Here is a 26,540-nt window from a genome sequence, read left to right as displayed (position 1 = left end):
GCGACAAGGAGCCGGTTCATGAAAGTCCTGTTTGCCAGCGGCAACGGCTATCCGCCCGAATTCGGTGGCGGCGTGCAGTCCAGCACGCATCATCTGGCGCAGCAGCTGATCGAACACGGGCATGAAGCCTCTGTGCTCGCCGCTTTGTTCGGCGACGGAATGTTCGGCCTCAAGGCGCGCGCCAAGATGAAACTGCTTCGGCAACCCGCGGTCGTCGACAGTCATCCCGGCTATCCGGTGATCCGGTCATGGTTTCCCTGGGACGCGGCAAGCTTTGCCGTCGGCAGGCAGAAGCCTGACGTGGCGGTGGTCCAGTGTCACAAGTCGGTTCCGCTGGGCAAGGCGCTGCAGGCCGAGGGCGTGCCGCTGGTCGTCTATCTCCGTAATGTCGAGTTCCATGAACTCGGCGGCGATCTGCGCGAATTGCGCGGCGCACTCTACATCGCCAATTCCGAGTTCACCGCGCGCACCTACAAAAAAGAGTTCGGCATCGAGGCGACGGTGATCCCGCCGACCATCAACCCGACGCATTACAGCACGCCGACAACGGGTAAGTTCGTCACCTTGATCAACCCCTATGAGGAAAAGGGCTTCGAGCTTGCGGTGCGCATTGCCGGCGCCTGCCCGGAAATCCCGTTCCTGTTCGTCGAAAGCTGGAAGCTGGAAGACGACCATCGGGCGCGCATCGAAGAGACGATCGCACCGCTCGGCAATGTTACGCTGGAGAGCCGCACCAACGACATGAAGACGATCTATGGCCGCACCAGGATCCTGCTTGCGCCGTCCAAGTGGGAAGAGGCCTGGGGGCGCGTCGCCTCGGAGGCCCATTGCAGCGGCATCCCGGTCGTCGGCTCGCGGCGCGGCGGCCTGCCCGAAGCAATCGGCCCGGGCGGCACGGTGCTGGATTATGACGCGCCGCTCATCGACTGGGTCGCGGCCATCAGGCTGCTGTGGAACGACAACAAGGAGTACGACCGGGTTTCCAGCCTCGCGCGCGGCTTCGCGGGGCGCCCGGAGCTCGATCCGGATCGCCAGTTCGTCACCTTCTTCTCGATATTGGACCGGGCCGTGCAGCAGCGCGCGCTGCAGGCTGCTTAGCGCTCCCAATGGTGCCGATCAGGCCGGGCGTTTAACCCGGCTTTTCAGCGTCTCGTAGCCACGGGCACCAAGCAAGGCGCGGGCAAGGGTCTTGGCGGCGCTCTTGCGGCCTTCCTGCGAGTTGATCTGCCGCAGTCTGGCCGGCAGGTTGCGCGCCGCCTGGCCAAGCGCCGGCAGCGACAGCGTATCGGGAAAGCTGACCATGTGCGTTTCGACGCACAGCACCGGCTTGCCGGACAGCTCGGTAATCCTCAGCGCCTGCGCGTGCTCGCTTTCGATGAACAGGATGGCATCGGATCTGCGGTAGAAATCGGCCTTGAAACTGCCATGCGCGCCAAGCCGCTGGCGCTCCGCCTTGCTCGGCAGGTCGAGCATAATGAGTTGGTCGTACTGGATCCCGTGCTTGGCCAGCCACGCCTCGGTCAGCGCGCGGTATTTCTCCAGCCGGCTGGTGACCAGCCAGCCGATCCTGTGGGTCGGAGTATGGAGGGGCCGCGCTTCGCTGAGGAATTTTTCATAGGCCGGGCCGTCGTCGTTTTCCGCCTCGGTCGGATCGAGGCAAAGCACGCCATCGATGTCGACGCAGCATTGCGCCAGGAATTTGTGGTGCACGAAATTCCACTGGAACATGCGCGGATGCGGCACGACCTCGAACACGACATCGATCCCCTGATGCTGTGGCTCCAGGCCGAACACGGCGGCAAATGTGTAGTCGGCCTCGATGCCGGCAGCCTCGATACGGGCGCGGGCATCGCGCATGGCATTGCCGCCGGCGACGCTGTCGTCGATCACCAGCACCTTGCGCATCTCCGAGACCTTGCGGTCGAGTGCCGCCCGGCGTTTGGTGATGCCTGACGTGTAGACGCGGCCCTCCAGGAAGCTATCCAGGTCGGTCATCGGAATGTTCGCCGCAAGGCTGACCAGTGTCGCCGCCAGCACGCCGCTTCTCGGGACGCCGACCACCAGGTCGATGTCGCGCGGCAACCGGTGAAGGTTGCCGACGACAGCGTCGTTCATGTCTGAAATCGATCGGTAGTGCATGGATCAGGCCTCGAGTGGATGTCCGTAGCTGGAGAAGGCGCTCAAATTACTGCGCCTCACGCGGCGTTGCGGCAGGCAACCTTGCCGGCAGCATTTTCAACGCCTCGCGCAAGGCCTCGCGTCCGGAAGCGAAAGCCAGCGCGACGACTGTTGTGATGAGGTAGGCGAGGATGGCGCCACTGGCCAAGGCAACGACATGCTGCTGCGGCAGCAATGGTTTGATGAACCAGACCGCCGCCAGCGCCAGATGCGCGCCAAGCACGAACGGCGTTGCGGCGCGCAGCACATGGTGCGCCTGCAGCGGTCCGCTCTTGCCGACATAAAGCCACAGGAAGGGCGTGCGCAGATATTCGCTGACCGCATAGGCAATCGCCACGCCGAGCGCGCCATAGGGCAGGCCAAGCGCGAAGGCGAGCACCGACGTTACCGCCGTGATGATGCCCCAGCGCATGAAGTCACCGGAGCGGCCCTGGCTGACGAAAAGCCAGCCCGCAGGGTTGTTAAGGGGCTGCAGCAGGCCGGCAAAGCCGAGCGCCAGGAAGATCGAGGCGCTGGCGCGCCACTGTTCGCCCAGCACGAATGGGATCAGCACATCCGACATTGCGGTGGCGAAGGCGACGCCCGGAAGCGCCACCAGCAGGATCAGCGGCATGACGCGCAGATAGGCGCTGCGGTAGCGGTCCGGCTCGTCCTTGAGCCTAGACAGCGCCGGTACCATCACCTTCGACAGCGGATTGGTGATCTGGCTGAGCGGAAACAAAAGCAGCTTGTAGGCGCGGTCATAAAGGCCGAGCTGGGCTTCGCCCCAATATTTGCCGATCAGCACATTGTCGAGGTTGCGGGCAAAGAAATTGGCGAAGTTGAAGCCGGTAATACCGGCGCCGAAATTGATCAGCTCGCTGATTCCGGCGACCTTGCGCGGCAGGCCGGGACGCCAGCGTGAGCTTGCCCAATAGCACAATGTCGGCAGCACCGCGCCGGTCAGCGTGCCGGCAAACAGCGCCCAGTAGGAACGGTCGATGAAGGTCCAGGCGATCGACACCACAAGGCCGGCGACGGCGCTGGCGACATCGATGATTGCCAGCCGCCCGAACTGCATGCGCCGCGTCAAAAGCGCCAGATGCTGGGCGCCAAGCCCATAAGCCATGATTTGCAGGCCGAATGCGGCGACCAGGCCGGTCACGCGTGGTTCGCCATAGAAGGCGGCGACCAGCGGTGCGGCACCTGCGAGCACGCAGGCCAGGATCGCGCTGACGGCGACATTGATCCAGAAGAGGTAGTTCACCTCTTCGTTGCGGATGCCCGATTTCTGGATCGTCGCCTGGGTCAGGCCGAAATCCTGGAACAGGGCAATGAAGGCCAGCACCGGCGCGCACATGGCGACCACGCCGAAATCCTGCGGCGACAACAGCCGCGACAGCACGATGACGGAGATGATCTGCGTCGCAACCCGCACCGATTGCGCCATGGCCGTGACCACTGCGCCGCGCCCTACCGATTTGCGGAGCGAGCCTTCTGGCGGATCGAATGGATTGGCTTCCAAATTCAGGATTCCTGATTTTTGCGCGGATTTCCGAACCCTGAAAATCCACGCCCGCCGCCGATGCCAAACTACGGCAATAATTTTGCAGTGCAACAGAAAATCTCCATCGCCGCATCACAAATATTGCAATGCAGCATGGGCCGACGCCTGCAGCTTTCCTGTCGAGGCGCCACGAAAGCCTTCATCCGCACGAAGCCACCATGCTGGCTAGATGTCGGTTCGTCTGTATCCGTGGAGGGTCATGACCAATTTGTCCGAGGCGGCCATTGGCTCCCATTTGCCGGCCCAGCGAGGGTCCATGATGGCGCCCGCCGCCACCCACAGGTCGAAATACGGCTGCATGGGTTTGTTCGGAAAGGCTCCGCCGGCGGTATCGGCTGGCGTAACGACCGCGACTTCTATGCCATCGATGAAGAAGGTAACCCGCTTCCCGCCCTCATATTGCAGGCCCAGGCGATATTGTTTGCCCGAGAGGTCTCCAAGCAGAATCCATTTGACCCAGACGGCCTTGTGCTGGTTGTCGACGTCGGCCCAGACGGTAAGCTGCAACCCCCTGGTGCCGACGATCTCGAAATCGACCTCCTCATTGGCCTTTTTGTTAAAAATCCAGAGCGGCGCCGCGATCAGTCCTGGCTTCATCGTCGGCAGCGTTACGTCCACCTCCCACTTTGCCGATGCGGATGTGGAATTGCTGCCAGACATCAACTCCGCGGAGGCTTTCTCGCTGACGGTAAGCTGAAGTGCGCCGTCGACGATCTTGATGTTGTCGGCCTTCCAGTCGTAGCCCCCGAGCTTGGCCTCGCTCCACTGAGACGGCACGAACGGATTGTTGTATTTCCAAACCTGGAGCTTTACGGCAGACCAGTCGGGAAGCTTGTCGAGGGTGAAATCCCCGCTTCCCGCCACGACACTCTCGGCCATTGCCTGGCCGGCAACCGATTGCACGGCCGTGGTGGCGGCCAGAAGCGCTAGGAGTTTTCTGCGTGTGTAAGTCATCGGTAGCCTCCATTGGCCGCCTTGATGATGTTAACGGCGACGATATTCGATCCGGCCGTTCGGCGCGGCTCGTGGCACTGCGGCGGTGGTAGGCGCGCCACTTCGATGATTGAAACGTACACCAAAGATAAGGCGATTTTTTGCCGTGCAGCATCAAAATATTGCGATGCAACAAAATTGACCTGCTTAAGGTTGATTGTGGCGACCTAATCTGGGCATCGGCGCTCAGGACGGGCGGATGATCCTTCTCGATCCGTGGCGATGAGCGGACAACGAGCTTTCGGGTTTGCGATGCTCCCAGCGGTGCTCAGGCCGCGGAGGCTGTCGGCATGCGGGGAACCTGCTCCACTGCATCCTGCAGGCCAGGGTCAAACGGCAATGCCGTGGGCCAAAGGGTTTCAAGCGGCAGCGACTTGGGAGAAGAAACGTCGAGGGCAGGATCGAGTTGTACCGGCTCGCGGGTTCTTTCCAAGGCGACACGATCGTAAAGCGCGTCAAAAAACGCGGCTGCGGGTTCTGCCGCGAACATGACCTCCGCAGTCCTTCGCGCCTCTCGCCGCAGTGGCGCCATCAAGGCCGGTTGCCCGATGAACGGCTTCAATCGTTCGATGGCCAGGCTGGCGAGCCGTTCGACCTCATCGCGGAAATATTGGGCGTATTTCGCCTCCCCGCGAGAGTCATATCCCGGGTTCAGCCAATTGCCGGTGTCGTCGAGTTCTACGGGCAGTGAGATCCCGTTGACGCCATCCTCCAGGAACTCAGGCAAGGCGCAGACCTTCGTTCCAAGAACCGGCGTGTGCTCGGACATCGATTCCACTGCAGAATAGCCGAAAGTGTCGCCAAAGGTGGCGAGGATGCCGAAATGCGATTTGCGCAGCAATTGTCGCACCGCGTGGTTCGGCAACACCCCGTGATGCCGAACGTTCTTCAGTTCGAGCAGCTTGAGGTAGGGGTCGAAGAAACCCGGGCTTGTCGGATCCGTCCATATATGGCCGCCGACCTGGAGACTGGAAACGATGTTCACCCGGATTGGCAAGTTCTGCTCGATTGCCTTTTCCGCAATCTTGACCGCAACGCATCCGCCCTTGCGGCCAAAGTGGGCTCCGATGAATGTCAACACCAGTTCTTGGGCGGTGTCTTGCGCCATCGCATTTTCCGTTGCCGGCACCACGATGTTCGGGTGGCGGACCAGCAGCTTTTCCGTCAGCAGGCTCAACTCCGGATTGTCGGAATGCTGGGCCAGAAAAGTTCTGCGAGCAAAATGCGACAAGGCGATAATGCGGCGGCAGCCAGGGTTGGTGATCCGCGACACCAGATACCGCGCCATCATCCCGCGTTTGCTCAGGGCGAACTGCCGCGGCAAATGGGACTCGAACGACATGATGGACTTGGAGGAATTGAGCGGTATTCGGTTGAATGCATGGACCATGTCGACAGACAGGGCGGGTTCGATCAACGTCACGCCTTCCAGCTGCGACGAAACCAGGTTCAGGGGCAGAAATCGCTGTCGCAGGATCGTATGCCTGGACGTTCGCGGTGTAACGAAACTCGTCGGATACTTATCGTCATAGACGGCAATACGAAGAGACTTGCCCATACAGCACCACCCGTATTCAACAGTGGCATAAGGGGGTATTCGCAACTATTCCGAAGATGCAGCAGCGCAGCAATCGACATGCTATGCCGCACTGCAACAGAGTGCAGGCGCGCTTCCCCTAGCCAACTTCCAGAGCCCAACTTCCCTGACAAGAATTCAATATCATTTTTTGTTGCAGTGCAATACGATATTTAGCAATTGATTAACCACGACCACCAATGCCGCCGGGTCGAGATTTGCCGTGTGAGATCGTCATCTTGCCACGCTGAGGCCAGAACTGCCCGAAATTCCCGGTGCCGTGGGCCATGCCGCTCTGCGTGGCTCAACTGCACGTCTATCCTCGCGCGTGTGAGGCTCATGCGACACGTTTTGTGCGATGCGGCAGAAATGGCTAATTTTGCTACACTGCACCAAAAATGTTGCGATGCAGCAAGAGCTGTACTAGCATCCCCTTGGGTGGGCCAACAGCGGTCGAGTCTTTATGCTGCATGTCTTGTACCTTGTGCACGACGTTTCCGACCCGGCAGTGCGCCGGCGGATCACGATGCTCAGGGCAGGTGGAGCCCAAGTCAGTTTGGCCGGCTTCCGTCGTACGGCCGATCCGGTTTTGGATATCGAGGGATTGCGCCCGATCGACCTTGGCGCGACGCGCGATGGCCGGTTCGGTCAGCGCCTGGCGGCCGTGGCGAAAGCTGCGATTTCAATCGGTTCAAAGCTCGCGGGCACGCCGCGGCCCGATCTCATCATCGCGCGCAACCTGGAAATGCTGGCGCTTGCCCGCCGCGCCAAGTCGGCATTCGGGGCTACGGTGCCGATCGTCTATGAATGCCTCGACATCCATCGACTGGTGCTCCGCGACGATATGCTTGGCAAGGCGCTGCGCGCCACGGAGCGACATCTGGCGCGCGACGTGAAGCTGCTGGTGACCAGTTCGCCCGCCTTCATCGCCAATTATTTCAAGCCCTTCCGCCAGGTCGAGGCACCCGTCGAACTGGTCGAGAACAAGTATTTCGAGGCAGCAGCAATCCTGCCCGCTGAGCGTGAGGCGGTGGACGGACCTGTCGCACCGCCATGGCGGATCGGCTGGTTCGGCGCGTTGCGCTGCCGCCGCTCGCTCGAGCTGCTGGCCGATTTCACGCGCCGTATGGATGGACGTTTCGAGGTCGTGCTGCGCGGCCGTCCGGCATTGTCCGAATTCCCCGATTTCCATGCCTTCATCGATGCCGAGCCTTATTTGTCGTTTCGCGGGCCTTATCGCAACCCGGAGGACATGGCGGCGATCTACCGGGACGTCCATTTCTCCTGGGCGATCGATTTCTTCGAAGAGGGGCAGAATTCGGAATGGCTGCTGCCCAACCGCCTCTATGAAGGCTGCCGCTTTGGGGCGGTGCCGATCTCGATGGGTCATACGGAAACCGGCCGGTTCCTCAGCCAGCAGGATATCGGCATCCCGCTGCCGCAGGCAGATACCGACGCTCTCGAAACAGCGCTGGGCAAGATGGACGAGCACCGCTTCGGCAGGCTGAAGGCACGCGTGCTTGCCCGCAATCCAAGGACGTGGAGCTACGATCGCAGCGACTGCAGGGCGTTGGTCGAAAAACTGCGCCGCCTGACAGCGGTGCACGAGCCCCTCGCGACCGAGGCTCTGGCATAGGATGGATATCGCCCGATGACGCAAGCGCTTCCATCCAGCCTGATCGTGATCCCCTGCCTGAACGAGGCAACCCATATCGGTGCGCTGCTCGACCAGCTCTGCCCGGCGGCGGCAAGGCTTGGCGCCAGGATCATCGTCGCCGATGGCGGCAGCACCGACGGCACGCTGGCCATTGTCGCGGACGTTGCTGCCAGGGATCCGCGCGTTATCCTGCTGCACAACAAGCGTCGCATCCAGAGCGCGGCCATCAATCTCGCCGTCGGTACGTTTGGTGAGGGCGCCGAGTATCTGATCCGCATCGACGCGCATGGCGGCTATCCCGATGACTACTGCGACCGGCTGCTTGAGGAAGCACTGGCCACATCAGCGGATTCGGTGGTCGTCTCGATGTTGACCAGCGGCAGCGGCACTGTCCAGAAATCGGTTGCGGCGGCGCAGAATTCGAAACTCGGCACCGGTGGTTCCAAGCATCGTCACCTCTCCGCCGGAGAATGGGTCGACCACGGCCATCACGCGCTGATGCGGATATCCGCCTTTGGCGCCGTCGGCGGCTATGACGAAACGTTCAGCCACAACGAGGACGCCGAGCTCGACTACCGGCTGCGAAAAGCCGGTTACAAGATCTGGATGAGCGGCAAGACGCAGATGGTCTACTACCCGCGTGCCTCGCTCAAAGGTCTCTATTTCCAGTATCTCGGCTATGGCCGTGGCCGCGCCAAGAACGTGCTGAAGCACCGCGTCATACCGAAGGTTCGGCAGATGGTGCCGCTGGCAGTCTTCCCGGTGGTGCTTCTGGCGGCCTTCTCCTTCGTGCACTGGATCGCGGCGGTGCCGTTGCTGATCTGGGCGGCGGTATGCCTGGGCTACGGCCTGGTGACGGCCATTCGCCAGCGCAATGCCGATATCGCGCTGGCCGGTGTTTCGGCCATGGTCATGCATTTCGGCTGGTCCGTCGGCTTCTGGCTGCAACTTCTCGGCCTCGGCACACGACGCAGGGTGGCGTGATGGCTGGCAAGAACCGCAGCATCGACATCGGCGTGTGCACGTTCCGGCGGCCGGAGCTGGCCGACACGCTGCGCTCGCTCGCCGCCATGGAGATGCCGGCAGGGTTCGATATCAGCGTCATCGTCGCCGACAATGACGACACGCCGAGCGCGCAGCCACTGGTGGCCGCGCTGTCGCAGGAATTGGCATTGCCGATCCGCTATCGGCATGCCCCGGCGCGCAACATCTCGATCGCCCGCAACGCGTGCCTCGATGCCAGCGAGGCGGATTTCCTCGCCTTCATCGATGACGACGAGACGGCTTCTACCCGTTGGCTGGCCGAGCTGGTCGCGACGGCTGAGAAAAGCGGTGCAACAGCCGTGCTCGGCCCGGTGCGGGCGCTTTACCGCCCGGATGCGCCGGAATGGATGCGGCGCGGCGACTTCCACTCGACCTTGCCGGTCTGGGTGAGCGGCGAGATCCGCACCGGCTACACCTGCAACGTGCTGCTGCGCATGGGATCGGACAGCTTGCGCGGCCGCCGCTTCAGCCTGGCGCGCGGCCAGACCGGCGGCGAAGACACCGAGCTTTTCGACCAGATGGTCAAGGCCGGCGGCCGCATCGCCTTTTCGGAAGACGCATGGGTGGACGAGGTGGTGCCGCGCTCAAGGGCCGCGTTCGACTGGCTCGGCCGCCGCCGTTTTCGCGTCGGTCAGACGCATGGCCACCTCTTGGGCAGCAGCGCGCGTGGCATTGGGCTGGTCAAGCATGTCGGTGTCGCCGCGGCAAAGGCAGCCTATTGTTTCGCCGCGGCACTTCCGTTTGTCGCCAACCCGGTGCGCAGAAACCGCAGCGTGCTGCGCGGCATCATGCATGTCGGCGTTGTCAGCGGCCTTGTCGGCATCCGCGAAATCCGTCTGTACGGCCAACCTTCACCCGGGGAAGGAGGCAAGCGTGCAGCCTGACCTCTCCTTCGTCCCCGATGTCTCTTTCGTCATCGCCGCCTACAATGCCGAGGCCACGCTCGACCGGGCGATTGCCAGCGCCATTGCGCAAAAGGGTGTCAGCGTCGAGATCATCGTCGTCGACGACCAGTCGCGCGATGCCACGCTCGATGTGGCGCGGGCCTATCCCGGGGACATCGTTCGCGTCGTCGCCCTGGCCAGGAATCGCGGTCCCGGCGGCGCCAGGAATGCCGGGCTCGATGTCGCCCGCGGCCGGTGGATCGCGGTTCTCGATTCCGACGACGCCGTCTTTCCCCTGCGCATCGCCGCCATGATCGACCGTGCTGAAAAGGCGGACGCCCAGATCGCTGTCGACAATCTCCAGGTCATCCGCGAGGACGGGGTGATCGAGGATGCGATGTTCCCGCGGCACTATCTGGAAGGCTTGCGTGAGATCTCGCTGGCCACCTACATCGCCGGCAATATCGTCTTCGAATCGAAGTTCAATCTCGGCTACCTCAAGCCGATTTTCCAGCGCCGGTTCCTGGACGAAAACCGGCTTCGCTATGACGAGAAGCTGAGGATCGGCGAGGACTATATCCTGTTTGCCGATGCCCTCGCCAAGGGCGGCAGATGCGTGGTCGAACCAGATATCGGCTACGCCTATCATATTCGCAGCGGCTCCATCTCGCGTGTGCTCGAGCTTCATCATGTCGAAGCGATGCGCAAGGCAGACGAGATGTTCGCTCAAACCCATCGGATGGATGAGGCAGCGCAGGCGGCGTTTGCGCGGCGCGGCCGCAGCCTGCGCAAGGCGGCCTCCTTCCTTTCTATGGTTCAGCACATCAAGGCGCGGTCCCCGCTCAAGGCGATCCGGACGGCGCTCAGCGACCCGGCGGCGGTCAGGCATATGGGCATGCCGATCGCCGTGCGGTTGCGACGCGTAGCGGCACAATTTGCCGTGGGGGTGGGGAGGTGAAGATGCAGGCACATGGAGGGATTTTTCGTGGCCTGTGAAGGGACTGTAGTCGATCTCCTCAGAAGGAATTTGCGATGAAGAAAATCAGGAAGGCCGTGATACCGGTGGCGGGGCTTGGAACACGTTTCCTGCCGGCGACCAAGTCGATGCCGAAGGAAATGCTTCCCGTCGTCGACAGGCCTGTCGTGCAATATGCGGTGGATGAGGCCTTCGAAGCCGGCATCGAGCACATCGTGTTCGTGACCGGCCGCAACAAGGCGGTCATCGAGGACTATTTCGACCTGCATCCGGAATTGATCGGCACCCTGGAGCAGACCGGCAAGAAGACCCAGCTGGAGGCGCTCGAAAGCATGTTGCCGGTGGCCGGTGCCACTTCCTTCATCCGCCAGCAGTCGCCGCAAGGCCTCGGTCACGCGGTCTGGTGCGCCCGCGAGGTCATCGGCAACGAGCCATTCGCCCTGCTCCTGCCTGATATGGTGTCCTTCGGAGGGCGAGGATGTCTCGCCGAAACCGTCGAGCTTTATGAACGCACCGGCGGCAACGTCATCGCAGTGGAGCGTTGCGATCCGAGCGAAACCAACAAATACGGCATCGTCGGCCGTGGCGCCGATATTGGCGGCGGTTTCGAGGTCTCGGCCATGGTCGAAAAGCCGGCCCCGGCCAACGCCCCGTCGAACTTCTACATCAACGGCCGCTATATCCTGCAGCCCGAGATCTTCGCGCTGCTCGGCAATCAGCAGCGCGGCGCCGGCAACGAGATCCAGCTGACCGATGCCATGGTCCGCCTGTCGAAGGACCAGCCATTCTTTGCCCAGCCCTTCCTGGGCCGCATGTTCGACTGCGGTTCCAAGGAAGGCTTCATCCAGGCCAACATCGCCTTCGCGCTGGCGCGCGACGACATGAAGGGCCCGGTTTTCGAGATGCTTCAGGAGTTCGTCCGGTCGCATGAACGTCAGGAAGAAGCCGCATAATGCCCATCTTTCGGGAGCATTGTCGGGCGGCTGACGGCGAAGGGGCCGGCCGGCTCCGTGCTGTCCGGCATCAAGCCTGTGCCGCGCCCAGCAATGCTCCCGATCTTCCGGGGACCAGCGAGCCAGACAAGTCAGAATTGGACCGAAGATGAATTATGCCAACTTTCCTCTCGACAAGAGGATGCCATTGCCGAATTCGGACGCAGGAAACGGCGAAGACTTCATCGATATCGAGCGGCTGCTTGGCATGGCCGCGCGGCAGGCCAAGGTGGTTGCCGTGTGCGCCGCCATCGGCCTTTTCCTGGGCATGCTCTATCTGCAGACCACGCCGCCCAAATTTGTCTCGGTCTCAAGCGTGCTGATCGACGAGGGCCTGAACAAGATCGTCGACGACATCTCGGCGGCGTCGACGACGATGCAGACCGATTCCGCCATTCTGAGCCAAATCGAGATCTTGACCTCGACGCGGCTTGCCGCCGTGGTCGTTGACAAGCTGAAGCTCAGCCAGAACGATGCCTTCATGAACCCGCCGCAGTCGGCGCTGGCTAAGGGTGTCGGGTTCATCCGCGGCCTGATCCAGCTTGTCCGCCCCAGTCCCACCATTCCGGGCGTAGCTGACATCAGCAAGCTCGACCCTGCCACCCGTGATGCACTTATCGCTACGTCGAGTCGCGACTACGCAATCCTCAAGCTGCAGAACGAGGTGAGGGCGGAGCGTGTCGGGCGAAGCTACGTCATCGCGCTCGGCTATCAGTCGACGGACCCGGCATTGTCGGCGGCGATCACCAAGGCCTATGCCGAGGCCTATCTCGCCGACCAGCTAGATGCCAGCTTCGACGCCACCGAGCGCGCGGCGGTCTGGCTGCAGGGTCGGTTGACGGAACTGCGCGAGAGCTCGCAGCAGGCATCGCTGGCGGTCGAGAAATTCAGGGCCGAACACGGACTGTCCGCAAACAGTGACGGCCAGCTGATGAGCGACAAGCAGCTTGCCGATCTGAACGCCCAGCTGATCGTAGCGCAGGCCGACACGGCACGCGCCAGCGCCCGCTACCAGCAGTACAAGGCGATTATCGACAGCGGCTCCGACAACGCTTTCAACGATGCCGCCATATCGGCCGACCAGCCGAGCAGCTCGGTGATCGCTTCGCTGAAGACCCGTTATCTCACGGTCGCCAAGCGGCTGCAGGACGTCGAGGCCAATTTCGGCCCGCAGCATCCACAGGCGGTGGCGCTGGCCAAGGAGAAGGCCGACATTTCGACGCAGATTTTCGGCGAGCTGAAGCAACTGACCGAAAGCTATCGCAACGAATATGAGGTGGCGCTGGCGCGCGAGACCGCGCTCAGGGCCAATGTCGCATCGGCGCAGGGCAAGAGCTCCATCGACAACCAGTCGCAGGTCCAGTTGCGCGACCTCGACCAGAAGGCGACGGCGCTCACCACGCTCTACCAAACATTCCTTGGTCGCTACGAGGAAGCCGCCCAGCAGCAATCCTTCCCGGTCGGCAAGATCCGCATCATCTCGGACGCGTCGATGCCGCAGGCGGCTTCGAGCCCGCGCACGGTGGTGGTGCTTGGGCTCTCGCTCGTGCTCGGGGTGCTGATGGGCGCCGGCTTTGGCGGCCTTAACGAGTTCAACGAGCGGTTCTTCCGCACCGGCGAGGACGTGCGCGACCGCGTCGGCCTCAAATTCCTCGGCTACCTGCCGACCATCGGCAGCAAACCCGCCAAGGAGGACAAGCAGGACGAGGCGCAGCCGGATCAGAAGGTCGCCAGATCGCCGGCCGCCCTCGAAAGACGAGCGCGCATGCGGGTCAGCATCGACGCTCCGGCATCGATGTTCGCCGAAACGCTGCGCAGCGCCAAGATCGCCTTCGACGTCGTCATGGAAGGGCAAGGCAGCCGCGTCATCGGCGTCATTTCGGTGCTTCCCGGCGAAGGCAAGTCTACGGTCGCGGCCAATCTCGCCGGCCTGCTGGCCGCCAACGGCGCCAGGACGCTGCTCATCGACGGTGACTTGCGCAATCCGGGCCTCAGCCGCAGCCTCGGCATGGAGGCCGAGCAGGGCCTGATGGAAGCCGTGGTCAACGGCCAGACTTGGCAATCCGTCGGCAAGATCGACCGGCAAACGAAGCTCGCTATCATCCCCGCCGTGCTGCGCGGTAACTTCTCGCACACCAGCGAGCTGTTGTCCTCGGCCGGAATGCGCCGCTTCGTCGAGAACGCCAAGGAGACGTTCGAGTACATTGTCGTCGATCTGCCGCCGCTCGGGCCGGTGGTCGACGCCAAGGCCTTCGCACCGTTGGTCGACGGCTTCGTGCTGGTCACCGAATGGGGCCGCACGCCGCGCGCCATGGTGCGGTCGATGCTGGAATCCGAACCCTATGTCGCCAACAAGATCGTCGGCGCGGTGCTGAACAAGGTCGACCTGAAGAAGCTCGCCAAATATGGATCGTTCGGCGCGTCGGAGAAATTCTTCGACAAATACTCGAGCTATTATCTCGACAAGTCCGAGGTGCGGAGCAAGACGTCGGTCTAGGCAGCGGCTACCTGGAGTTCAGCCTTGACGGAATTGGCGATGAAGCCCCGTTCATGCGCCAAGGTTGGATCCCGGCGACCTGCCGCGCGTCAGTCGTGCGATACAGACAGCCCCGCGAGAAGCGGAGCGTGGGCGGCGAGCCTGCGGGATACGAACTCGGTAAAGAGCCGCACGCGCTTCGTCTTGCGTGCCTCCCCCTGTGTGAGAAGCCAGAGCGTCCCATGCATGGGCAGGCCGGTGCCCGGCACCCTCACCAATAGAGTATCGGCATCTCCGACGAAGCACGGCAGTTTCGTCATCCCGATCCCCTGCTGCGCCGCGACGATCTGCGTCTCGGCGTCCGGGGTCCTGAACGGAACTCCCGTGGTGTGAACTTCTCCCTCGCGCGCCCAGGCCGGGATTCCATGATTGTCTATGACGATCCACCGGATAGGATCAGGCGCGCCCGCACGCAACGCGGCCAGTCGATCGCGAGACATGTAGACGCCGCTGAACAGCTCCGGTCCCTTCAGGCCGTGAAGATTAAGCGGCAGGGTCTTGCGGTCGGCGACAATGCGGATCGCGACGTCGGCCTCTCGGTTGGTCAGATTTGCCACCTCGCCGGACGTCAAGATTTCCATCTCGATGTCCGGATGCAGACGCGCGAAATCGGCAAGATCCGGCATGAGCAGGTGTGTGGCGAGGAACGGTGGAAGCGTCACCCGTAAAAGCCCGCGCGCGCTCTGGTCACGCCCGAAGACGCGCGTCTCCAACTGGTGCGACGACACTTCCATCTGTTCCGCGAGCTCGAGGACCTCCTCCCCGGCGGCCGTCAGGCGGTAGCCCGAAGGCAGCTTTTCGAACATGTGCGCGCCCAGGCGTCCCTCAAGCTGAGCGATGCGTCGCAGTACGGTCGCGTGGTTCACACCAAGGCGCTTGGCAGCAGCCCGCACCGAGCCTCCGCGTGCGACGGCAAGAAAGTAGCGAACGTCATCCCAGTCGATCATGGTGCAATCCCGCACCGCGCGGTGCGCCTTCCAAAGCTCTGACTTGTCGCACAACAGCACAGTGCGGCCATTATAGCACCTGTTGACGTAAGGGCCCAATTCCGAACACAGGAACCTTATCGTCGCCGCTGCCGTTGATAGCTATGCCGGATCGGTTTTGCACCGCCGATGTGCGCTCTTCCTCACTCAACGCCTGACCTCGGCAGACCCATCTTGATGGTCTCGGGGCGTTCCCGAATGACCAAGGCGGAAGCCTGGAAGGATGCACGTCATGACCAGATTGAATGGAAAGACCGCCGTCATCACCGGCGGCGCCACCGGCATCGGCCGCGCGGCGGCAAAACGATTCGTCGAGGAAGGCGCCTTCGTCTTCATCTTCGGCCGCCGCCAGGAAGCGCTCGACGCCGCCGTGGCGGACCTCGGCCCCAATGCTCGCGCGGTGAAGGGCTCGGTCTCGGATGAGGCCGACCTCGACCGGCTCTACGCGGCTGTGAAGGCCGAGCGCGGAAGCCTCGATATCGTCTTCGCCAATGCCGGGGCGGGAAGCCCGCTTCCGCTCGGCCAGATCACCGCCGAGCACATTGACGAAACCTTCGACACCAATGTGAAGGGCACGATTTTCACGGTCCAGAAGGCGCTGCCGCTCATGGGCCCGGGCGGTTCGATCATCCTGACCGGATCGAGCGCCGGCACCACGGGCGCCCCGGGGTTCACCGCCTACAGCGCGAGCAAGGCGGCAGTGCGCAATCTCGCGAGGACCTGGGCAGAGGACCTGAAGGGCACCGGCATCCGGGTCAATGTGTTGTCGCCCGGGGCGACGGCGACTGAACTCGCGAAGGAAGCGCTGGGCGAGGAGGGCCAGAAAGCCTACGGCGCGATGACTCCGCTCCAGCGCATGGCCGATCCGGCGGAGATCGCAGCGGCGGCGGCCTTTCTCGCGTCGTCGGACAGCAGCTTCATGACCGCCAGCGAGGTCGCCGTCGATGGCGGTCTTGCGCAACTCTGAGCCCGATGCGGGACCACGCTCCTCAAACTTTACGACAAAACAACACACACAATCAAAGGTGAAAGATCATGAAAAAACTCGAAGGCAAAGTCGCAGTCATCACGGGCGGAAGCAGCGGGATTGGCTTGGCCACCGCCAAGCGCTTTGTGGAGGAAGGTGCACACGTCGTAATCACTGGGCGACGGGAGAAAGAGCTGAAGGAGGCCGCAGCCTTCATCAAGAGTAATGTTACGGCGGTCGTGGGCGACGTGTCACGCTTGGAAGATCTGGACCGGCTCTACGCCACGGTGAAAGAGAAACATGGTCACATCGACATTCTCTTCGCGAACGCGGGCGCAGGGACAGTCGCGCCGCTCGCGGCAGCAACCGAGGCCCATTTTGACCAGACCTTCGATGTGAACGTGAAGGGGTTGTTCTTTACGGTGCAGAAGGCCCTTCCCCTCTTCAAAGACGGCGGATCGATCATTCTGAACTCTTCGGTCTCGAATGTGATGGGGCTGCCAGCGTTCAGCACCTACGCAGCAAGTAAGGCGGCAGTGCGCAGCTTCTCGCGGTCTTGGACACTGGAACTGAAGGACCGCAATATCCGCGTCAATACGATGAGCCCTGGCGCGATCGAGACTCCCGCCTTGGCGACAACGACCGGCCTTAACGCTGAGCAAGCCGAGCAGGCGGTCGCCCAGTTTGCTGCACAGATCCCAATGGGTCGCAGGGGCAAGCCAGAGGAAATCGCGGCTGCCCTCACGTTCCTCGCCTCGGATGAAAGCTCCTACATCACCGGTATAGATCTCGCGGTCGATGGTGGTTGGGCGCAGGTCTGAGCCCGGCGCGGTCCCGTGGCTGGCCCCTCAAACCCGCCAGTGGTGATCCCGCTTCTCAAACTTTAGTTCCAACACAAGATAGGAGAAACATTGTGAGCTACGCAATCATCGGCTTCGGCAATATCGGCCAGGCCTTGGCCAAGGCGTTTGCCCGCAAGGGCATGGAAGTATCCGTTGCAACCACGCGCGACCCGGAACGCTTTGCAGCCGCTGCGACCGCCATCGGACCTACGATCATTCCCAAAACACTGGCGGAGGCCGTCAAGGCGGACATCATCTTTTTGGCGGTCCGTTTCGAGTCGCACCCGAATGTCGCGAAGGCGCTCGCCACCTGGCAGGGGAAGACCATCGTTGATGTGACCAATGCCTACGGCGTGCCCCCTGAGAAACTGGAAGGACAGCCTTCTTCCAAGTTCATCGCGAAGGCTTTCTCCGGTGCAAGGCTGGTCAAGGGCTTCAACCATTTGATCGCTGCCACCCTTGACCAGGATCCGGCCGTGCATGGTGGCAGGAGAGTCGTGTTCTTGGCGAGCGACGATGACGCTGCCGCGGCGGAGATTGGTACGCTCGCGGAAAATCTCGGTTTCGCGCCGATCAGACTTGGCGGGCTTTCGGACGGAGGGCTGCTGGTCCAGGCGCGCGGAAACAGCTGGGGCCACCTGATCTTCAAGGACCTGGTCAAGTTCGACGGATGAACACGACATGCCAACCGGCAGGGCCACGATGCACGGATCGGATCGAGCGCGATGCGATCCAAGCGAAATGGAGAAATTCCCATGAGCATTGAGAAGAACATCCAGACCGTGAAGGACTTCTTCGCCGCAATCGGCAGCGGCGACAAGGAAGCTCTGCTGGCGTTGGCCGCCGAAGACATCGAGTGGATCATTCCGGGGAAGGACTGGCCGCTGGCCGGAACGCGCCACGGACACGCCGGGCTAACGGATTTGCTTGAGACGGCCTCCAAGTCGATAGAAACGTCCACGGAACCCCGGGAGTTCGTGGCGCAAGGAGACCGTGTCCTCGTCGTCGGATTTGCCAAGGGGAAGATCAAAGCTACGAACAAGACGTTCGAGGACGACTGGATTTTCGCGATCACGGTCCGGGATGGCAGACTGACCAACATCCGGGAATACGTCGACACACAAGCACTGGCACGCGCCGCGCAGATGGGCGCGGCCGTGGCCGCATAATGGCTGGCCATCTTCGGCCATCAGCTCGGAGAGACGGTAGATAAGCCGAAAATCGCCCCATTATACGCCGCACGCTCGTCTAATGCCCAACCGTAACGGAGATTCCGATGTACGACCAATCCAAGCTATCCGAGTTGATCCGGTTCGCACGTGTAGATGCGGGCTCCACTGTCATTGACGTCTACCCAGGCGACGGCGACTGGACGCGCCTGTTCTCCGACATCGTCGGGCCAGAGGGGCGAGTCTACAGCTTCGTGCCGGCCGAAGTCGCCCACTTCAAGAACGATCCGGTCGGTCTCATGCGGACGCTTGCTAAGGAGCCGGGCCGAGAGAACGTCGAAGCCGTATCGACGGACCTCGTGGCGATGCCGGAGGTCACGCAGCCAGCGGATGTCTTGTGGCTGCACCTGTTCTACCACGATCTCCACACCGCGCTGATGCAGAAGAAGGGTGCGACGGCGGCCGACTTCAATCGAGCCGTCTACGAGCAGCTCAAGCCCGGTGGGTCCTACGTCATCGTCGATCACGCCGCCGCCGCTGGGTCGGGCACGAGTGACACCCAGTCGCTGCATCGGATCGACCCTGCATCCGTCCGCGAGGAGGTGGAGGCGGCCGGCTTCGTACTGGACGCGCAAAGCACCATGCTCGCGAACAAGGACGATCAGCACGCGATCAAGGTCTTCGATCCTTCGATCAAGGGCGAGACCGATCGCTTCGCCTATCGGTTCGTGAAGCCCTGACAGGTCTCGGCACCGACTTCATGTCGAGCAGCCGTGGCGGCGCCATATCCTGATCAGGTTTGCACAGCCTGGAGGCAGACGCCGCGCACCCAATGCCCGGCATGGGCGAGCACGAATGTCCTCAACCGGACGATGACGTCTAAGCGGCCTTGAGCCGGTAGCGGAAAACGGTGTGGTCGAGCAGCAGCCGGATACGCGGTTCGGCCTCGGTGGCCACCAGCCAGCTCGCCGCGATCATGGTTGCGCCGACGATTGCCATGGACAGGAGATAAGGCACGCCGGCACGGACCATCGGCCCCAGCATTGCCGCGCCGACGACGTCGTGGATCAGGTAGAGCGGATAGGTCATCAGGCCGATCCGCCGCCAGCCACTCCAGCTGAGATCGAGCCGCAGCGACCATGCCATGAGCGCGATGGCGACAAGGAAGATCAGGATTGGCGGCGCATAGGGCATCACGGCATTGACCTTGATGCTGTGGACGTCGACCGAACTGGCGATTTGCAGCACGCCGCCGCCGAGGAACAGCAGGCAGAAGGCAAGCCGAGGCACCGTCAGCGCCTTGAACCGCATCAGCCACAGCAGCACGCCGACCGTGAAGAAGCAGCCGTGATGCACCAGGGTGAGCTGAAGCCAGCGCGTCTCGGCAAAGTCGTCCCAGCCGAGCGGATAATAGAGGCACCAGAACAGCGTGCTGACGAGGCCGATGGCGATGGCGACCGCCTCCATCAGATGGAAACGGCCGAGCCGCAGCAGGACCCAGACGATGGCGTAGAAGGCGATCTCGATGCCGAGCGTCCAGTAGACGCTGTCCACCCACGGACCATAGGGCGCGAACAGGCCGGTGCGGAGCAGACGGACCACTGCATCGGTCGGCCAGCTCAGGCCGATGAGAAGAAGCAGCACAGCGGTGACCGGCGCGCAGATCCAGACCGCCGGTGCCAGCCGCTTCACCCTGGCCTCGAAAAACCGCAGCGGCGTCGATCTTTCGGCGCTGAAGGCGATGACGAAGCCGCTGATGACGAAGAAGATCTCGACGCCGACCCAGCCTGACCCGACCCAGGCGCCTATATCAGGCTGCGCCGGCACACCGCCGGTGGCCTGCGCCGAGATGCCATCAGGATAGGCCCACACCCAGAAGCCGTAGTGGTAGACCATGACCAGAACGGCCGCGAGGAACCGCAGGATGTCGACGCCGCCAAAGGTAATTTTCTGCTGAGCCATACCGCACCGCCGGATGGCCCCCCGCCAGACAGTCTACGGCGGCTTGCTGCATTGCACAATAAAAGTATTGCTTGCCGGTCAGGATAGGCCGGCCGCAAGGAACGCTGTGCGGGATCGCTCCCGGGTCAGGCATCAAACCCCGATCCCGCGCTCCTTCATCGCGGCGGTGATCTCGTCCAGGATGGCCGGGTCGTCGATGGTCGCCGGCATGGTCCACGCTTCTTTGTCGGCGATCTTCTGCATGGTGCCGCGCAGGATCTTGCCCGAGCGGGTCTTGGGCAGGCGCTTGATCGTCACCACGGTCTTGAAGGCGGCGACCGGCCCGATGCGCTCGCGCACCAGTGCGACGACCTCCTTCTCGATGACGTCCCCGTCGCGCGCGACACCGGCGTTCAGCACCACGAAACCGAGCGGAATTTGGCCCTTCATCGCATCGGCGATGCCAACGACAGCGCATTCGGCAACATCAGGGTGCGCCGAGAGCACTTCCTCCATCGCGCCGGTCGACAGGCGGTGGCCAGCGACATTGATGATGTCGTCGGTACGGGCCATCACATAGAGGTAGCCGTCCGCGTCGATCATGCCGGCATCGGCCGTCTTGTAGAAGCCGGGGAACTCGTCGAGATAGGCTTGCCGAAACCGCTGGTCGGCGTTCCACAATGTCGGCAGGCAGCCGGCCGGCAACGGCAGCTTGACCACCACATTGCCGAGCGTGCCACGTGGCACATCGTGGCCGGCGTCGTCGAGCACACGGATGTCGTAGCCCGGCATCGGCACGCCGGGCGAGCCGTATTTCACCGGCAGCAGGCCGAGGCCAGCCGGGTTGATCGTCATCGGCGAGCCGGTCTCGGTCTGCCACCAATGGTCGACCACCGGCACGTTGAGCTTCTGCTCGGCCCATTTGATGGTTTCGGGATCGGCGCGCTCGCCGGCGAGGAACAGCGTGCGGAATTTCGACAGATCGTATCTGGGAACGAATTCGCCCTTGGGGTCCTGCCCCTTGATGGCGCGGAACGCCGTCGGCGCTGTGAACAGCGCGACGACGCCATGGTCCGAGATGACCCGCCAGTAGGTGCCGGTATCGGGCGTGCCGATCGGCTTGCCTTCGAACAGGACGCTGGTGCAGCCATGCAGCAGCGGGCCATAGACGATGTAGGAATGGCCGACCACCCAGCCGACATCGGACGCCGCCCAGAACACTTCGCCAGGCTTCACGCCGAACTCGTTTTCCATCGTCCATTTCAGCGCGACCATGTGGCCGCCATTGTCGCGCACGATGCCCTTCGGCTGGCCGGTCGTGCCTGAGGTGTAGATGATGTAAAGCGGGTCGGTGGCCAGCACCGGCACGCAGTCGACATTGGCGCCGGCCGCCCGCTCGCGGGCGACCGCATCGGCATAGTCGATGTCGAAATGCTCCTTCAGGTCGCAGCGCAGCTGGTCGCGCTGCAGGATCAGGCAGGCGTCCGGCTTGTGGCGGGACATCTCGATCGCCTTGTCGAGCAGCGGCTTGTAGGCGACGATCCGGCCCGGCTCCAGGCCGCAGGAGGCCGAGATGATCAGCTTCGGCTTGGCGTCGTCGATGCGGGTGGCAAGCTCATGCGAAGCAAAGCCGCCGAAGACGACCGAATGCACCGCACCGATGCGGGCGCAGGCGAGCATGGCGATGGCCGCCTCGGCCACCATCGGCATGTAGATGATGACGCGGTCGCCCTTGCCGACGCCCCGGTTCTTCAGCACCGAGGTCAGCGCCACCACTTCGCGCTTCAATTCGGCATAGGTGAACTTCTTCACCGTTCCAGTGATGGCGCTGTCATAAATCAGCGCAATCTGGTCGGCGCGCCCGCCGGCGACATGCCGGTCGATGGCGTTGTAGCAGGTGTTGCAGGTCGCACCGGTAAACCAGCGGCCATAGACGCCGGCGGTGGCATCGAACACCTTGTCCCAGGGCGAATACCAGTCGATGGCGGCGGCCGCGTCCGCCCAGAATTGTTCCGGGTCGCGTTTCCAGCCGTCATAGACCTCGTGATAGCGTGAAGCCATCCGTAACCTCCCCGGGAACCATTTGCCGTCTTTGCAAACAGCCTATGCTGTTTTTTCCGGCGCTGTCTTGCCTGATTTTCGTCTGACGGGTCTCGTATTGACCCGGATCAGTGGTGTCGTGAAGTATGCGACGAGGGGGAGATGTCAACCAATGCGCCATCCATGGTCGATTGTGGCGGGCCCGGCGCGGGCCTTGATGATCGGCGCCATGCTTCTGGTCACGGCCGCAACCGCTCAGGCTGGCGACGCGGCCGCACGCCGTATCATCGGTTTCTCGCCCGACGGCGCCTACTTCGCCTTTGAGCAATATGGCGAACTCGACGCCGGCGCCTCGGCTTCTGGTTACTCTGAGATCGATATCATCGACACACGGACCGACGAGTTCGTAGGCGGCAAACCGATCCTGGTCGTCGACGAATCCGAGGAATCGACGCTGACGCTCGATCAGGCGAGGACGCAAGCGGCCGCCAAGGCGGCACCAATCCTTATGAAATACGCCATTGCCATGCGCGGCCAGCAGACGGCCTCGGACAGGTTTACCTTCCCGGGCGATATCGTCGGCTACAGCGACATTTCCCGCCTCGAACAGATATCGCAGAAATGGCTTTCGCCGCTCTATGACGAAACCGAGGTTTCGACGATCCAGCTCGATGAGATTCTGGCCAACAGCACGGCCGATTGTTCCGCGAGTTTCGAAGACAACCAGGCGCTTCGAGGTGACAAGACGCTTCAAGGCGACAAAACGGGCAAGGCGCTCGGTTTCCGTCTGACCTTGCAGGGACAGGATGGCAAACCGTTCAAGACCTTGCATGAAGACAAGGCCGTGCCGGGCTCAAGAAATTGCCCAACGTCCTACAGCCTGTCGGAATCCTATGAATACACACCTTCCGGCAAACCGGCGGTGATCGTCGTGCTGGTGCAGCGCTTCAGCCAGGGCTTTGAAGGGCGCGACCGCCGCTTCATTGCCGTGACCGGCCAGCCCCGCTGAGAGACAGGTCGATAGCCGCCTAACGACCGGTAATCATTGGACAAAAATCGATCGCACTAGATCGGCAAAGCCACAAGCATGAGGCCTACGCCGCCAAAGATCAAAATGGCTGCTGCAAGGGCTTTCCGATGACGTTCGAAAGTCGTCGGAGCCCGCTCCCAATTGTAACGCATACGCTATCTCCCCAAAACCCCAGGAGTCCTTACCTTACTCTGGGGAAGAAAGGCAACGGTCCTGCCGGTCAACATGCATGCCCATGGCGTCACGGCGGCGACTATTTCTGGGATGATTCTCGGCCGGGAGCAGGTGGCGATGCATCCTTCGGCCGGCAGGAATCCCTTGCAGGCGTAAAGCAGTATGGGCCATCTCCCCCGGTCGGCAGATAGACAGCGTCCCACCACCGCGCTATCTCATCTCGGGGTTTGTTGGGGTTCGAGATGGAAATTGTTTCTGAAACTGTTTTGCGGCTGGCCGACGACGCCTCGGTCCAGCATGTCGGCGATGGCGCGGTCGTGCTTCTGGCGCGAAGCGGCCAGCTCTATACCTGCAATGGCACGACCGAAGCGTTTCTCGACAAGGTCGACGGCGCGCGTAGTCTCGACCAGATCGTTGGCCTGCTCTGCGCGGAGTTCGAGGTCGACAAGGATACGCTCGATGAGGACATGGCGGCACTGGCCAACGAGTTGGTCTCGGAAGGTATCCTCGCCGCGCCGGTTGCATGATGGCCGACGGTCCGCTCCTGCGTACCCTGTTTCGCTGCCATCTCTGGGCAAGTGCGCGGCTGATGCCGGTCCTGATCGCCAGGCGCAGCTTCGAGGAGGTGCTGAAATGGGCGCCGCTCGCCTCCTCAACACCCTATCGCGGCCTGCCCGCCGCTTACATCGTCGCCCGTGTCAACCGCACCGTGCGCCATCCCTGGCTGATGCGCGACCGCAGATGTCTAAGGGAAGGCCTGCTCGGCCATCGCTTCCTGCGCCTCGCCGGCTTCGATCCGGAGCTACGTTTCGGTGTCGATCCGAAGTCGCTGCAGACGCCACGCGTTTCGGCGCATTGCTGGGTCTGCCTCGACGGCAGGCCAGTGGTCAGTGACAGCCTTCCCGGCATGATCGAGATATATCGTCACCATGCCGATGCTACAAAGGTGCGCCCCGCTTGACCAGGCCTTCAGCATGCTATGGCCTCAACGGTCAGGTCCTCGGCGTTTCGGCCGACCGGCCCGAGCTCTGGCAGGATTTCGAAAGGATGCTGGGCATCTTGCGTATCGAAGGTCCCGTCGAGCCGGGCTTTCGCCTCGATATCGCGGAGACGGAAATCCTGGACGAGACACCCGACGGATCGCTCGTCTTCGACGGCGAGATACCGGAGGACGGCTACTGCCGGATGATCGTCGACGGTGCCACCGTCCATCTCATCTTTCCCGAGCGCCAGACCGTTGCCATCAATGACGTGGAGGGCTGGGCGCAACTGAGGGTTCGTCCTGGCAGCAAAGCCGCCTGGACGCCATCGATGCTGGTGCTGGACGCGGCACTCGACGCCGGCGGCCAGCATATGCTGCACACGGCCGGGCTGACGCTGCCGGACAACGACACCGTCGTGCTGATCCATGCGCCGAGCGGCACCGGCAAGAGCACGACATCGCTCGCCCTGGCAACGCAAGGTTTCGGCCTCTGTTCCGATGATGCCATGATCCTGAATGTCGCTTCGGATCGACCCACGGCCTGGGGGCTGCCGCGCCACGCCAAGATCCACGAGAACACAGCCCGAATGATCCCGGAGGTATCGCCATGCCTTGGTCCATCATGGGACCGCAACGGCGAACAGGCCGTCTCGCTGGAACGGTTGAGTGAAATTATACGCATCGAAAGTCCGGCGGCCCGGCCGGTAGCCGCGCTCCTGCACCTGGCGCGCTCCGCCGACAGGGAGACCCGGCTCGTGCCCATGGCCCGGACCGACGCGATGGTGGCTCTGGCGATGGACAATGTCCGCACCGGCATGACCGGCCTGCTGCCGTCGCAGAAACGCCGGCTGGCAACGATCGGCAAGCTGGTCTCGTCGGTGCCGACCTTCACCCTGGAAGTCGGCGCGCGCCCGGCCGACGCGGCGGCGCTGATAAGCGCCACATTGACCGGGCAGGACTGAACCGGAGGTTCAGGCCACGTATGGCTTGGCCTTGGCCAGCCGCTGGATCCAGCGGAAGGCATCGCGACGCAGGCGCGAGCCGATCTTTTCCCGGGAATTGACCCTGAGCAGCGTGTTCGTTGTGATCAGCCGCTTGGCCAATCGGATCGAGAGGTCCGGCTTGATCCGCCCGGCAAGCTCAAGCGCATGCTGTTCGTCGAACAACTGGCCGGTCACATTGAGCACGATCGCCAGCTCGAGTTCAATGCCGGTCATGCGGGCGGCGTCGAGCAGGCGGGCTTCCGATTCCGCCGATTGCAACGTCCGCACGCCTTGCAGCACGTCGACGCAAAGCTGCAGCCGGTGGAATTTGTGGCCGCCGGCGGCATGCACGATGGCGATCGTCAAAAGCGCCGCCGGCGTGTCCGTCGCCTCGCCGTCGATGATGCCCAGTTCGCGAAAACCCAGCGACAGGCGGCGCCGCATGCCGGTGTCATGCACCAGGTCGCCATGCAGTTCGACGAGCAGGCTGGAATTCTCTTTCTCCAGCCATTTGAATTCCTGCAGCTGGTAGGATTCGGCCTCGTTGCTGCCGAGCTCGAAACCGCATGCCGCGATGACCTGGTTTGCCCGCGCAAGATTGGCGGGCTCGACGAGGATATCGATATCGGTGAATGGCCTGTCGGATACGTTGCGGTAGAGTTTTCGCGCGAAGACCGGTCCCTTGACAATCCGCGCCGGAATGCCTTGCGCCACCATTCCCTTCATGATGCGGTCGCCATGATATTGCAGCAGCATCGACTGGCCGGTGGCGATCGTCGCCTTATCGCGCAAATCGCCGAGCTTCTCCCGCAAACCGGCGTCTGGCGGCAGACGCGCGTCACCGCTCTCCTGCAATTTGCGCAGCATGATCGGCAGGATGCCGTGGAATTCGGCATTGTCGAGCAGCGCCGACAGAGCCTTTGCCGACACATTGTCCTCGACCGCCGCAGCCTCCGGATCGGCGAAGCGCAGCAGCAGTCTTTCTTCGGCGGAGGTCAGAGGTGGCAGCATCAACCGGACAAATGTTTAAGTGGATTGTCCGGA

General features: G+C 62.6%; 24 protein-coding genes. 16 read left to right on the top strand and 8 right to left on the bottom strand.

Features of this window, described 5'->3' with window-relative positions; all coding sequences use genetic code 11:
• The first annotated feature begins 18 nt into the window (after positions 1-18).
• A complete protein-coding gene (locus EB235_RS01240; RefSeq protein ID WP_027032762.1) occupies positions 19-1,098 on the top strand; it encodes a glycosyltransferase in 1,080 nt (359 codons plus the stop codon).
• Between the two features lie 18 nt (positions 1,099-1,116).
• Here EB235_RS01240 and EB235_RS01235 read toward each other — a convergent pair whose 3' ends face one another.
• The 4 genes from EB235_RS01235 to EB235_RS01220 all read right to left on the bottom strand — a co-directional run bounded on the left by EB235_RS01235 (position 1,117) and on the right by EB235_RS01220 (position 6,275).
• Positions 1,117-2,139 (bottom strand): phosphoribosyltransferase family protein, encoded by a 1,023-nt coding sequence (locus EB235_RS01235; protein WP_027032763.1) that lies wholly within the window; start codon positions 2,137-2,139, stop codon positions 1,117-1,119.
• A 46-nt stretch (positions 2,140-2,185) separates the two neighbouring features.
• Positions 2,186-3,682 (bottom strand): lipopolysaccharide biosynthesis protein, encoded by a 1,497-nt coding sequence (locus tag EB235_RS01230; protein WP_027032764.1) that lies wholly within the window; start codon positions 3,680-3,682, stop codon positions 2,186-2,188.
• Positions 3,683-3,889: 207 nt separating this feature from the next.
• The gene (locus EB235_RS01225) at positions 3,890-4,603 is read right to left on the bottom strand and encodes a family 16 glycosylhydrolase (RefSeq protein WP_167334889.1); all 714 of its coding nucleotides are present in this window, start codon (positions 4,601-4,603) and stop codon (positions 3,890-3,892) included.
• Positions 4,604-4,985: 382 nt separating this feature from the next.
• Entirely contained in the window at positions 4,986-6,275 is a 1,290-nt protein-coding gene (locus EB235_RS01220; protein WP_155256458.1) for a glycosyltransferase family 4 protein, read from the bottom strand.
• Positions 6,276-6,756: 481 nt separating this feature from the next.
• Between EB235_RS01220 and EB235_RS01215 the strand changes: the two genes are divergently transcribed.
• The 6 genes from EB235_RS01215 (at position 6,757) to EB235_RS01190 (ending at position 14,343) form a co-directional block, all read left to right on the top strand.
• Positions 6,757-7,929: a glycosyltransferase gene (locus EB235_RS01215; protein ID WP_027032767.1), complete on the top strand. Its 1,173-nt coding sequence runs from the start codon at positions 6,757-6,759 to the stop codon at positions 7,927-7,929.
• 15 nt (positions 7,930-7,944) lie between these two features.
• Complete coding sequence (locus tag EB235_RS01210; protein WP_027032768.1) at positions 7,945-8,934, top strand: glycosyltransferase family 2 protein; 990 nt, start codon at positions 7,945-7,947, stop codon at positions 8,932-8,934.
• Positions 8,934-9,878 (top strand): glycosyltransferase, encoded by a 945-nt coding sequence (locus EB235_RS01205; RefSeq protein ID WP_032925839.1) that lies wholly within the window; start codon positions 8,934-8,936, stop codon positions 9,876-9,878. Before EB235_RS01210 ends, EB235_RS01205 begins: the two co-directional genes overlap by 1 nt.
• Entirely contained in the window at positions 9,868-10,836 is a 969-nt protein-coding gene (locus EB235_RS01200) for a glycosyltransferase family 2 protein (RefSeq protein WP_027032770.1), read from the top strand. Before EB235_RS01205 ends, EB235_RS01200 begins: the two co-directional genes overlap by 11 nt.
• 74 nt (positions 10,837-10,910) lie before the next feature.
• Positions 10,911-11,807 carry a UTP--glucose-1-phosphate uridylyltransferase gene (locus EB235_RS01195; RefSeq protein WP_027032771.1) on the top strand — a complete coding sequence of 299 codons (897 nt, stop codon included), beginning with the start codon at positions 10,911-10,913 and terminating at the stop codon, positions 11,805-11,807.
• A 148-nt stretch (positions 11,808-11,955) separates the two neighbouring features.
• The gene (locus EB235_RS01190) at positions 11,956-14,343 is read left to right on the top strand and encodes a polysaccharide biosynthesis tyrosine autokinase (RefSeq protein ID WP_027032772.1); all 2,388 of its coding nucleotides are present in this window, start codon (positions 11,956-11,958) and stop codon (positions 14,341-14,343) included.
• 89 nt (positions 14,344-14,432) lie between these two features.
• Here EB235_RS01190 and EB235_RS01185 read toward each other — a convergent pair whose 3' ends face one another.
• A complete protein-coding gene (locus EB235_RS01185) occupies positions 14,433-15,329 on the bottom strand; it encodes a LysR family transcriptional regulator (RefSeq protein WP_027032773.1) in 897 nt (298 codons plus the stop codon).
• A 271-nt stretch (positions 15,330-15,600) separates the two neighbouring features.
• On the opposite strand from EB235_RS01185, the gene EB235_RS01180 reads away from it, so the two are divergent.
• The 5 genes from EB235_RS01180 (at position 15,601) to EB235_RS01160 (ending at position 19,086) form a co-directional block, all read left to right on the top strand.
• On the top strand, positions 15,601-16,335 hold the full coding sequence (locus tag EB235_RS01180) for an SDR family NAD(P)-dependent oxidoreductase (RefSeq protein ID WP_027032774.1): 735 nt from the start codon (positions 15,601-15,603) through the stop codon (positions 16,333-16,335).
• Positions 16,336-16,403: 68 nt separating this feature from the next.
• On the top strand, positions 16,404-17,156 hold the full coding sequence (locus EB235_RS01175; RefSeq protein WP_027032775.1) for an SDR family NAD(P)-dependent oxidoreductase: 753 nt from the start codon (positions 16,404-16,406) through the stop codon (positions 17,154-17,156).
• Between the two features lie 92 nt (positions 17,157-17,248).
• Positions 17,249-17,851, top strand: coding sequence for an NADPH-dependent F420 reductase (locus EB235_RS01170; protein WP_027032776.1), 603 nt, complete (start codon positions 17,249-17,251; stop codon positions 17,849-17,851).
• 81 nt (positions 17,852-17,932) lie between these two features.
• Positions 17,933-18,346, top strand: coding sequence for a nuclear transport factor 2 family protein (locus EB235_RS01165; RefSeq protein ID WP_027032777.1), 414 nt, complete (start codon positions 17,933-17,935; stop codon positions 18,344-18,346).
• Between the two features lie 107 nt (positions 18,347-18,453).
• Positions 18,454-19,086: a class I SAM-dependent methyltransferase gene (locus EB235_RS01160; RefSeq protein WP_027032778.1), complete on the top strand. Its 633-nt coding sequence runs from the start codon at positions 18,454-18,456 to the stop codon at positions 19,084-19,086.
• 139 nt (positions 19,087-19,225) lie between these two features.
• Here EB235_RS01160 and EB235_RS01155 read toward each other — a convergent pair whose 3' ends face one another.
• Positions 19,226-20,308 carry an acyltransferase family protein gene (locus EB235_RS01155; RefSeq protein ID WP_027032779.1) on the bottom strand — a complete coding sequence of 361 codons (1,083 nt, stop codon included), beginning with the start codon at positions 20,306-20,308 and terminating at the stop codon, positions 19,226-19,228.
• Between the two features lie 132 nt (positions 20,309-20,440).
• A complete protein-coding gene (locus EB235_RS01150) occupies positions 20,441-22,348 on the bottom strand; it encodes a propionyl-CoA synthetase (RefSeq protein ID WP_027032780.1) in 1,908 nt (635 codons plus the stop codon).
• Between the two features lie 151 nt (positions 22,349-22,499).
• Here EB235_RS01150 and EB235_RS01145 point away from each other — a divergent pair, with 151 nt between their 5' ends.
• The 4 genes from EB235_RS01145 (at position 22,500) to EB235_RS01130 (ending at position 25,475) form a co-directional block, all read left to right on the top strand.
• Positions 22,500-23,336, top strand: coding sequence for a DUF2259 domain-containing protein (locus EB235_RS01145; RefSeq protein ID WP_027032781.1), 837 nt, complete (start codon positions 22,500-22,502; stop codon positions 23,334-23,336).
• A 437-nt stretch (positions 23,337-23,773) separates the two neighbouring features.
• Entirely contained in the window at positions 23,774-24,058 is a 285-nt protein-coding gene (locus tag EB235_RS01140) for a PqqD family protein (RefSeq protein ID WP_027032782.1), read from the top strand.
• Complete coding sequence (locus EB235_RS01135) at positions 24,058-24,492, top strand: lasso peptide biosynthesis B2 protein (protein WP_027032783.1); 435 nt, start codon at positions 24,058-24,060, stop codon at positions 24,490-24,492. Before EB235_RS01140 ends, EB235_RS01135 begins: the two co-directional genes overlap by 1 nt.
• The gene (locus EB235_RS01130; RefSeq protein WP_027032784.1) at positions 24,489-25,475 is read left to right on the top strand and encodes a serine kinase; all 987 of its coding nucleotides are present in this window, start codon (positions 24,489-24,491) and stop codon (positions 25,473-25,475) included. The genes EB235_RS01135 and EB235_RS01130 overlap by 4 nt, the downstream gene beginning before the upstream one ends.
• A gap of 9 nt (positions 25,476-25,484) precedes the next feature.
• Here EB235_RS01130 and EB235_RS01125 read toward each other — a convergent pair whose 3' ends face one another.
• Positions 25,485-26,507, bottom strand: a complete 1,023-nt coding sequence (locus EB235_RS01125) for a nucleotidyltransferase family protein (protein WP_027032785.1) — start codon at positions 26,505-26,507, stop codon at positions 25,485-25,487.
• Positions 26,508-26,540: the final 33 nt, after the last annotated feature.

The organism is Mesorhizobium loti R88b (assembly GCF_013170845.1).
GTDB lineage: Bacteria > Pseudomonadota > Alphaproteobacteria > Rhizobiales > Rhizobiaceae > Mesorhizobium > Mesorhizobium loti_B.
Note: the sequence above shows the minus strand (reverse complement) of the source record. Positions and strands in the feature narration are given on the sequence as shown.

What these genes read in the sequence shown, in the direction of transcription:
- EB235_RS01240 (WP_027032762.1), top strand. Translation starts at nt 19, where the DNA reads ATGAAAGTCCTGTTTGCCAGCGGCAACGGCTATCCGCCCGAATTCGGT.
- EB235_RS01235 (WP_027032763.1), bottom strand. Translation starts at nt 2,139, where the DNA reads ATGCACTACCGATCGATTTCAGACATGAACGACGCTGTCGTCGGCAAC.
- EB235_RS01225 (WP_167334889.1), bottom strand. Translation starts at nt 4,603, where the DNA reads ATGGCCGAGAGTGTCGTGGCGGGAAGCGGGGATTTCACCCTCGACAAG.
- EB235_RS01220 (WP_155256458.1), bottom strand. Translation starts at nt 6,275, where the DNA reads ATGGGCAAGTCTCTTCGTATTGCCGTCTATGACGATAAGTATCCGACG.
- EB235_RS01215 (WP_027032767.1), top strand. Translation starts at nt 6,757, where the DNA reads ATGCTGCATGTCTTGTACCTTGTGCACGACGTTTCCGACCCGGCAGTG.
- EB235_RS01210 (WP_027032768.1), top strand. Translation starts at nt 7,945, where the DNA reads ATGACGCAAGCGCTTCCATCCAGCCTGATCGTGATCCCCTGCCTGAAC.
- EB235_RS01205 (WP_032925839.1), top strand. Translation starts at nt 8,934, where the DNA reads ATGGCTGGCAAGAACCGCAGCATCGACATCGGCGTGTGCACGTTCCGG.
- EB235_RS01195 (WP_027032771.1), top strand. Translation starts at nt 10,911, where the DNA reads ATGAAGAAAATCAGGAAGGCCGTGATACCGGTGGCGGGGCTTGGAACA.
- EB235_RS01190 (WP_027032772.1), top strand. Translation starts at nt 11,956, where the DNA reads ATGAATTATGCCAACTTTCCTCTCGACAAGAGGATGCCATTGCCGAAT.
- EB235_RS01185 (WP_027032773.1), bottom strand. Translation starts at nt 15,329, where the DNA reads ATGATCGACTGGGATGACGTTCGCTACTTTCTTGCCGTCGCACGCGGA.
- EB235_RS01180 (WP_027032774.1), top strand. Translation starts at nt 15,601, where the DNA reads ATGACCAGATTGAATGGAAAGACCGCCGTCATCACCGGCGGCGCCACC.
- EB235_RS01175 (WP_027032775.1), top strand. Translation starts at nt 16,404, where the DNA reads ATGAAAAAACTCGAAGGCAAAGTCGCAGTCATCACGGGCGGAAGCAGC.
- EB235_RS01165 (WP_027032777.1), top strand. Translation starts at nt 17,933, where the DNA reads ATGAGCATTGAGAAGAACATCCAGACCGTGAAGGACTTCTTCGCCGCA.
- EB235_RS01160 (WP_027032778.1), top strand. Translation starts at nt 18,454, where the DNA reads ATGTACGACCAATCCAAGCTATCCGAGTTGATCCGGTTCGCACGTGTA.
- EB235_RS01155 (WP_027032779.1), bottom strand. Translation starts at nt 20,308, where the DNA reads ATGGCTCAGCAGAAAATTACCTTTGGCGGCGTCGACATCCTGCGGTTC.
- EB235_RS01150 (WP_027032780.1), bottom strand. Translation starts at nt 22,348, where the DNA reads ATGGCTTCACGCTATCACGAGGTCTATGACGGCTGGAAACGCGACCCG.
- EB235_RS01145 (WP_027032781.1), top strand. Translation starts at nt 22,500, where the DNA reads ATGCGCCATCCATGGTCGATTGTGGCGGGCCCGGCGCGGGCCTTGATG.
- EB235_RS01140 (WP_027032782.1), top strand. Translation starts at nt 23,774, where the DNA reads ATGGAAATTGTTTCTGAAACTGTTTTGCGGCTGGCCGACGACGCCTCG.
- EB235_RS01135 (WP_027032783.1), top strand. Translation starts at nt 24,058, where the DNA reads ATGGCCGACGGTCCGCTCCTGCGTACCCTGTTTCGCTGCCATCTCTGG.
- EB235_RS01125 (WP_027032785.1), bottom strand. Translation starts at nt 26,507, where the DNA reads ATGCTGCCACCTCTGACCTCCGCCGAAGAAAGACTGCTGCTGCGCTTC.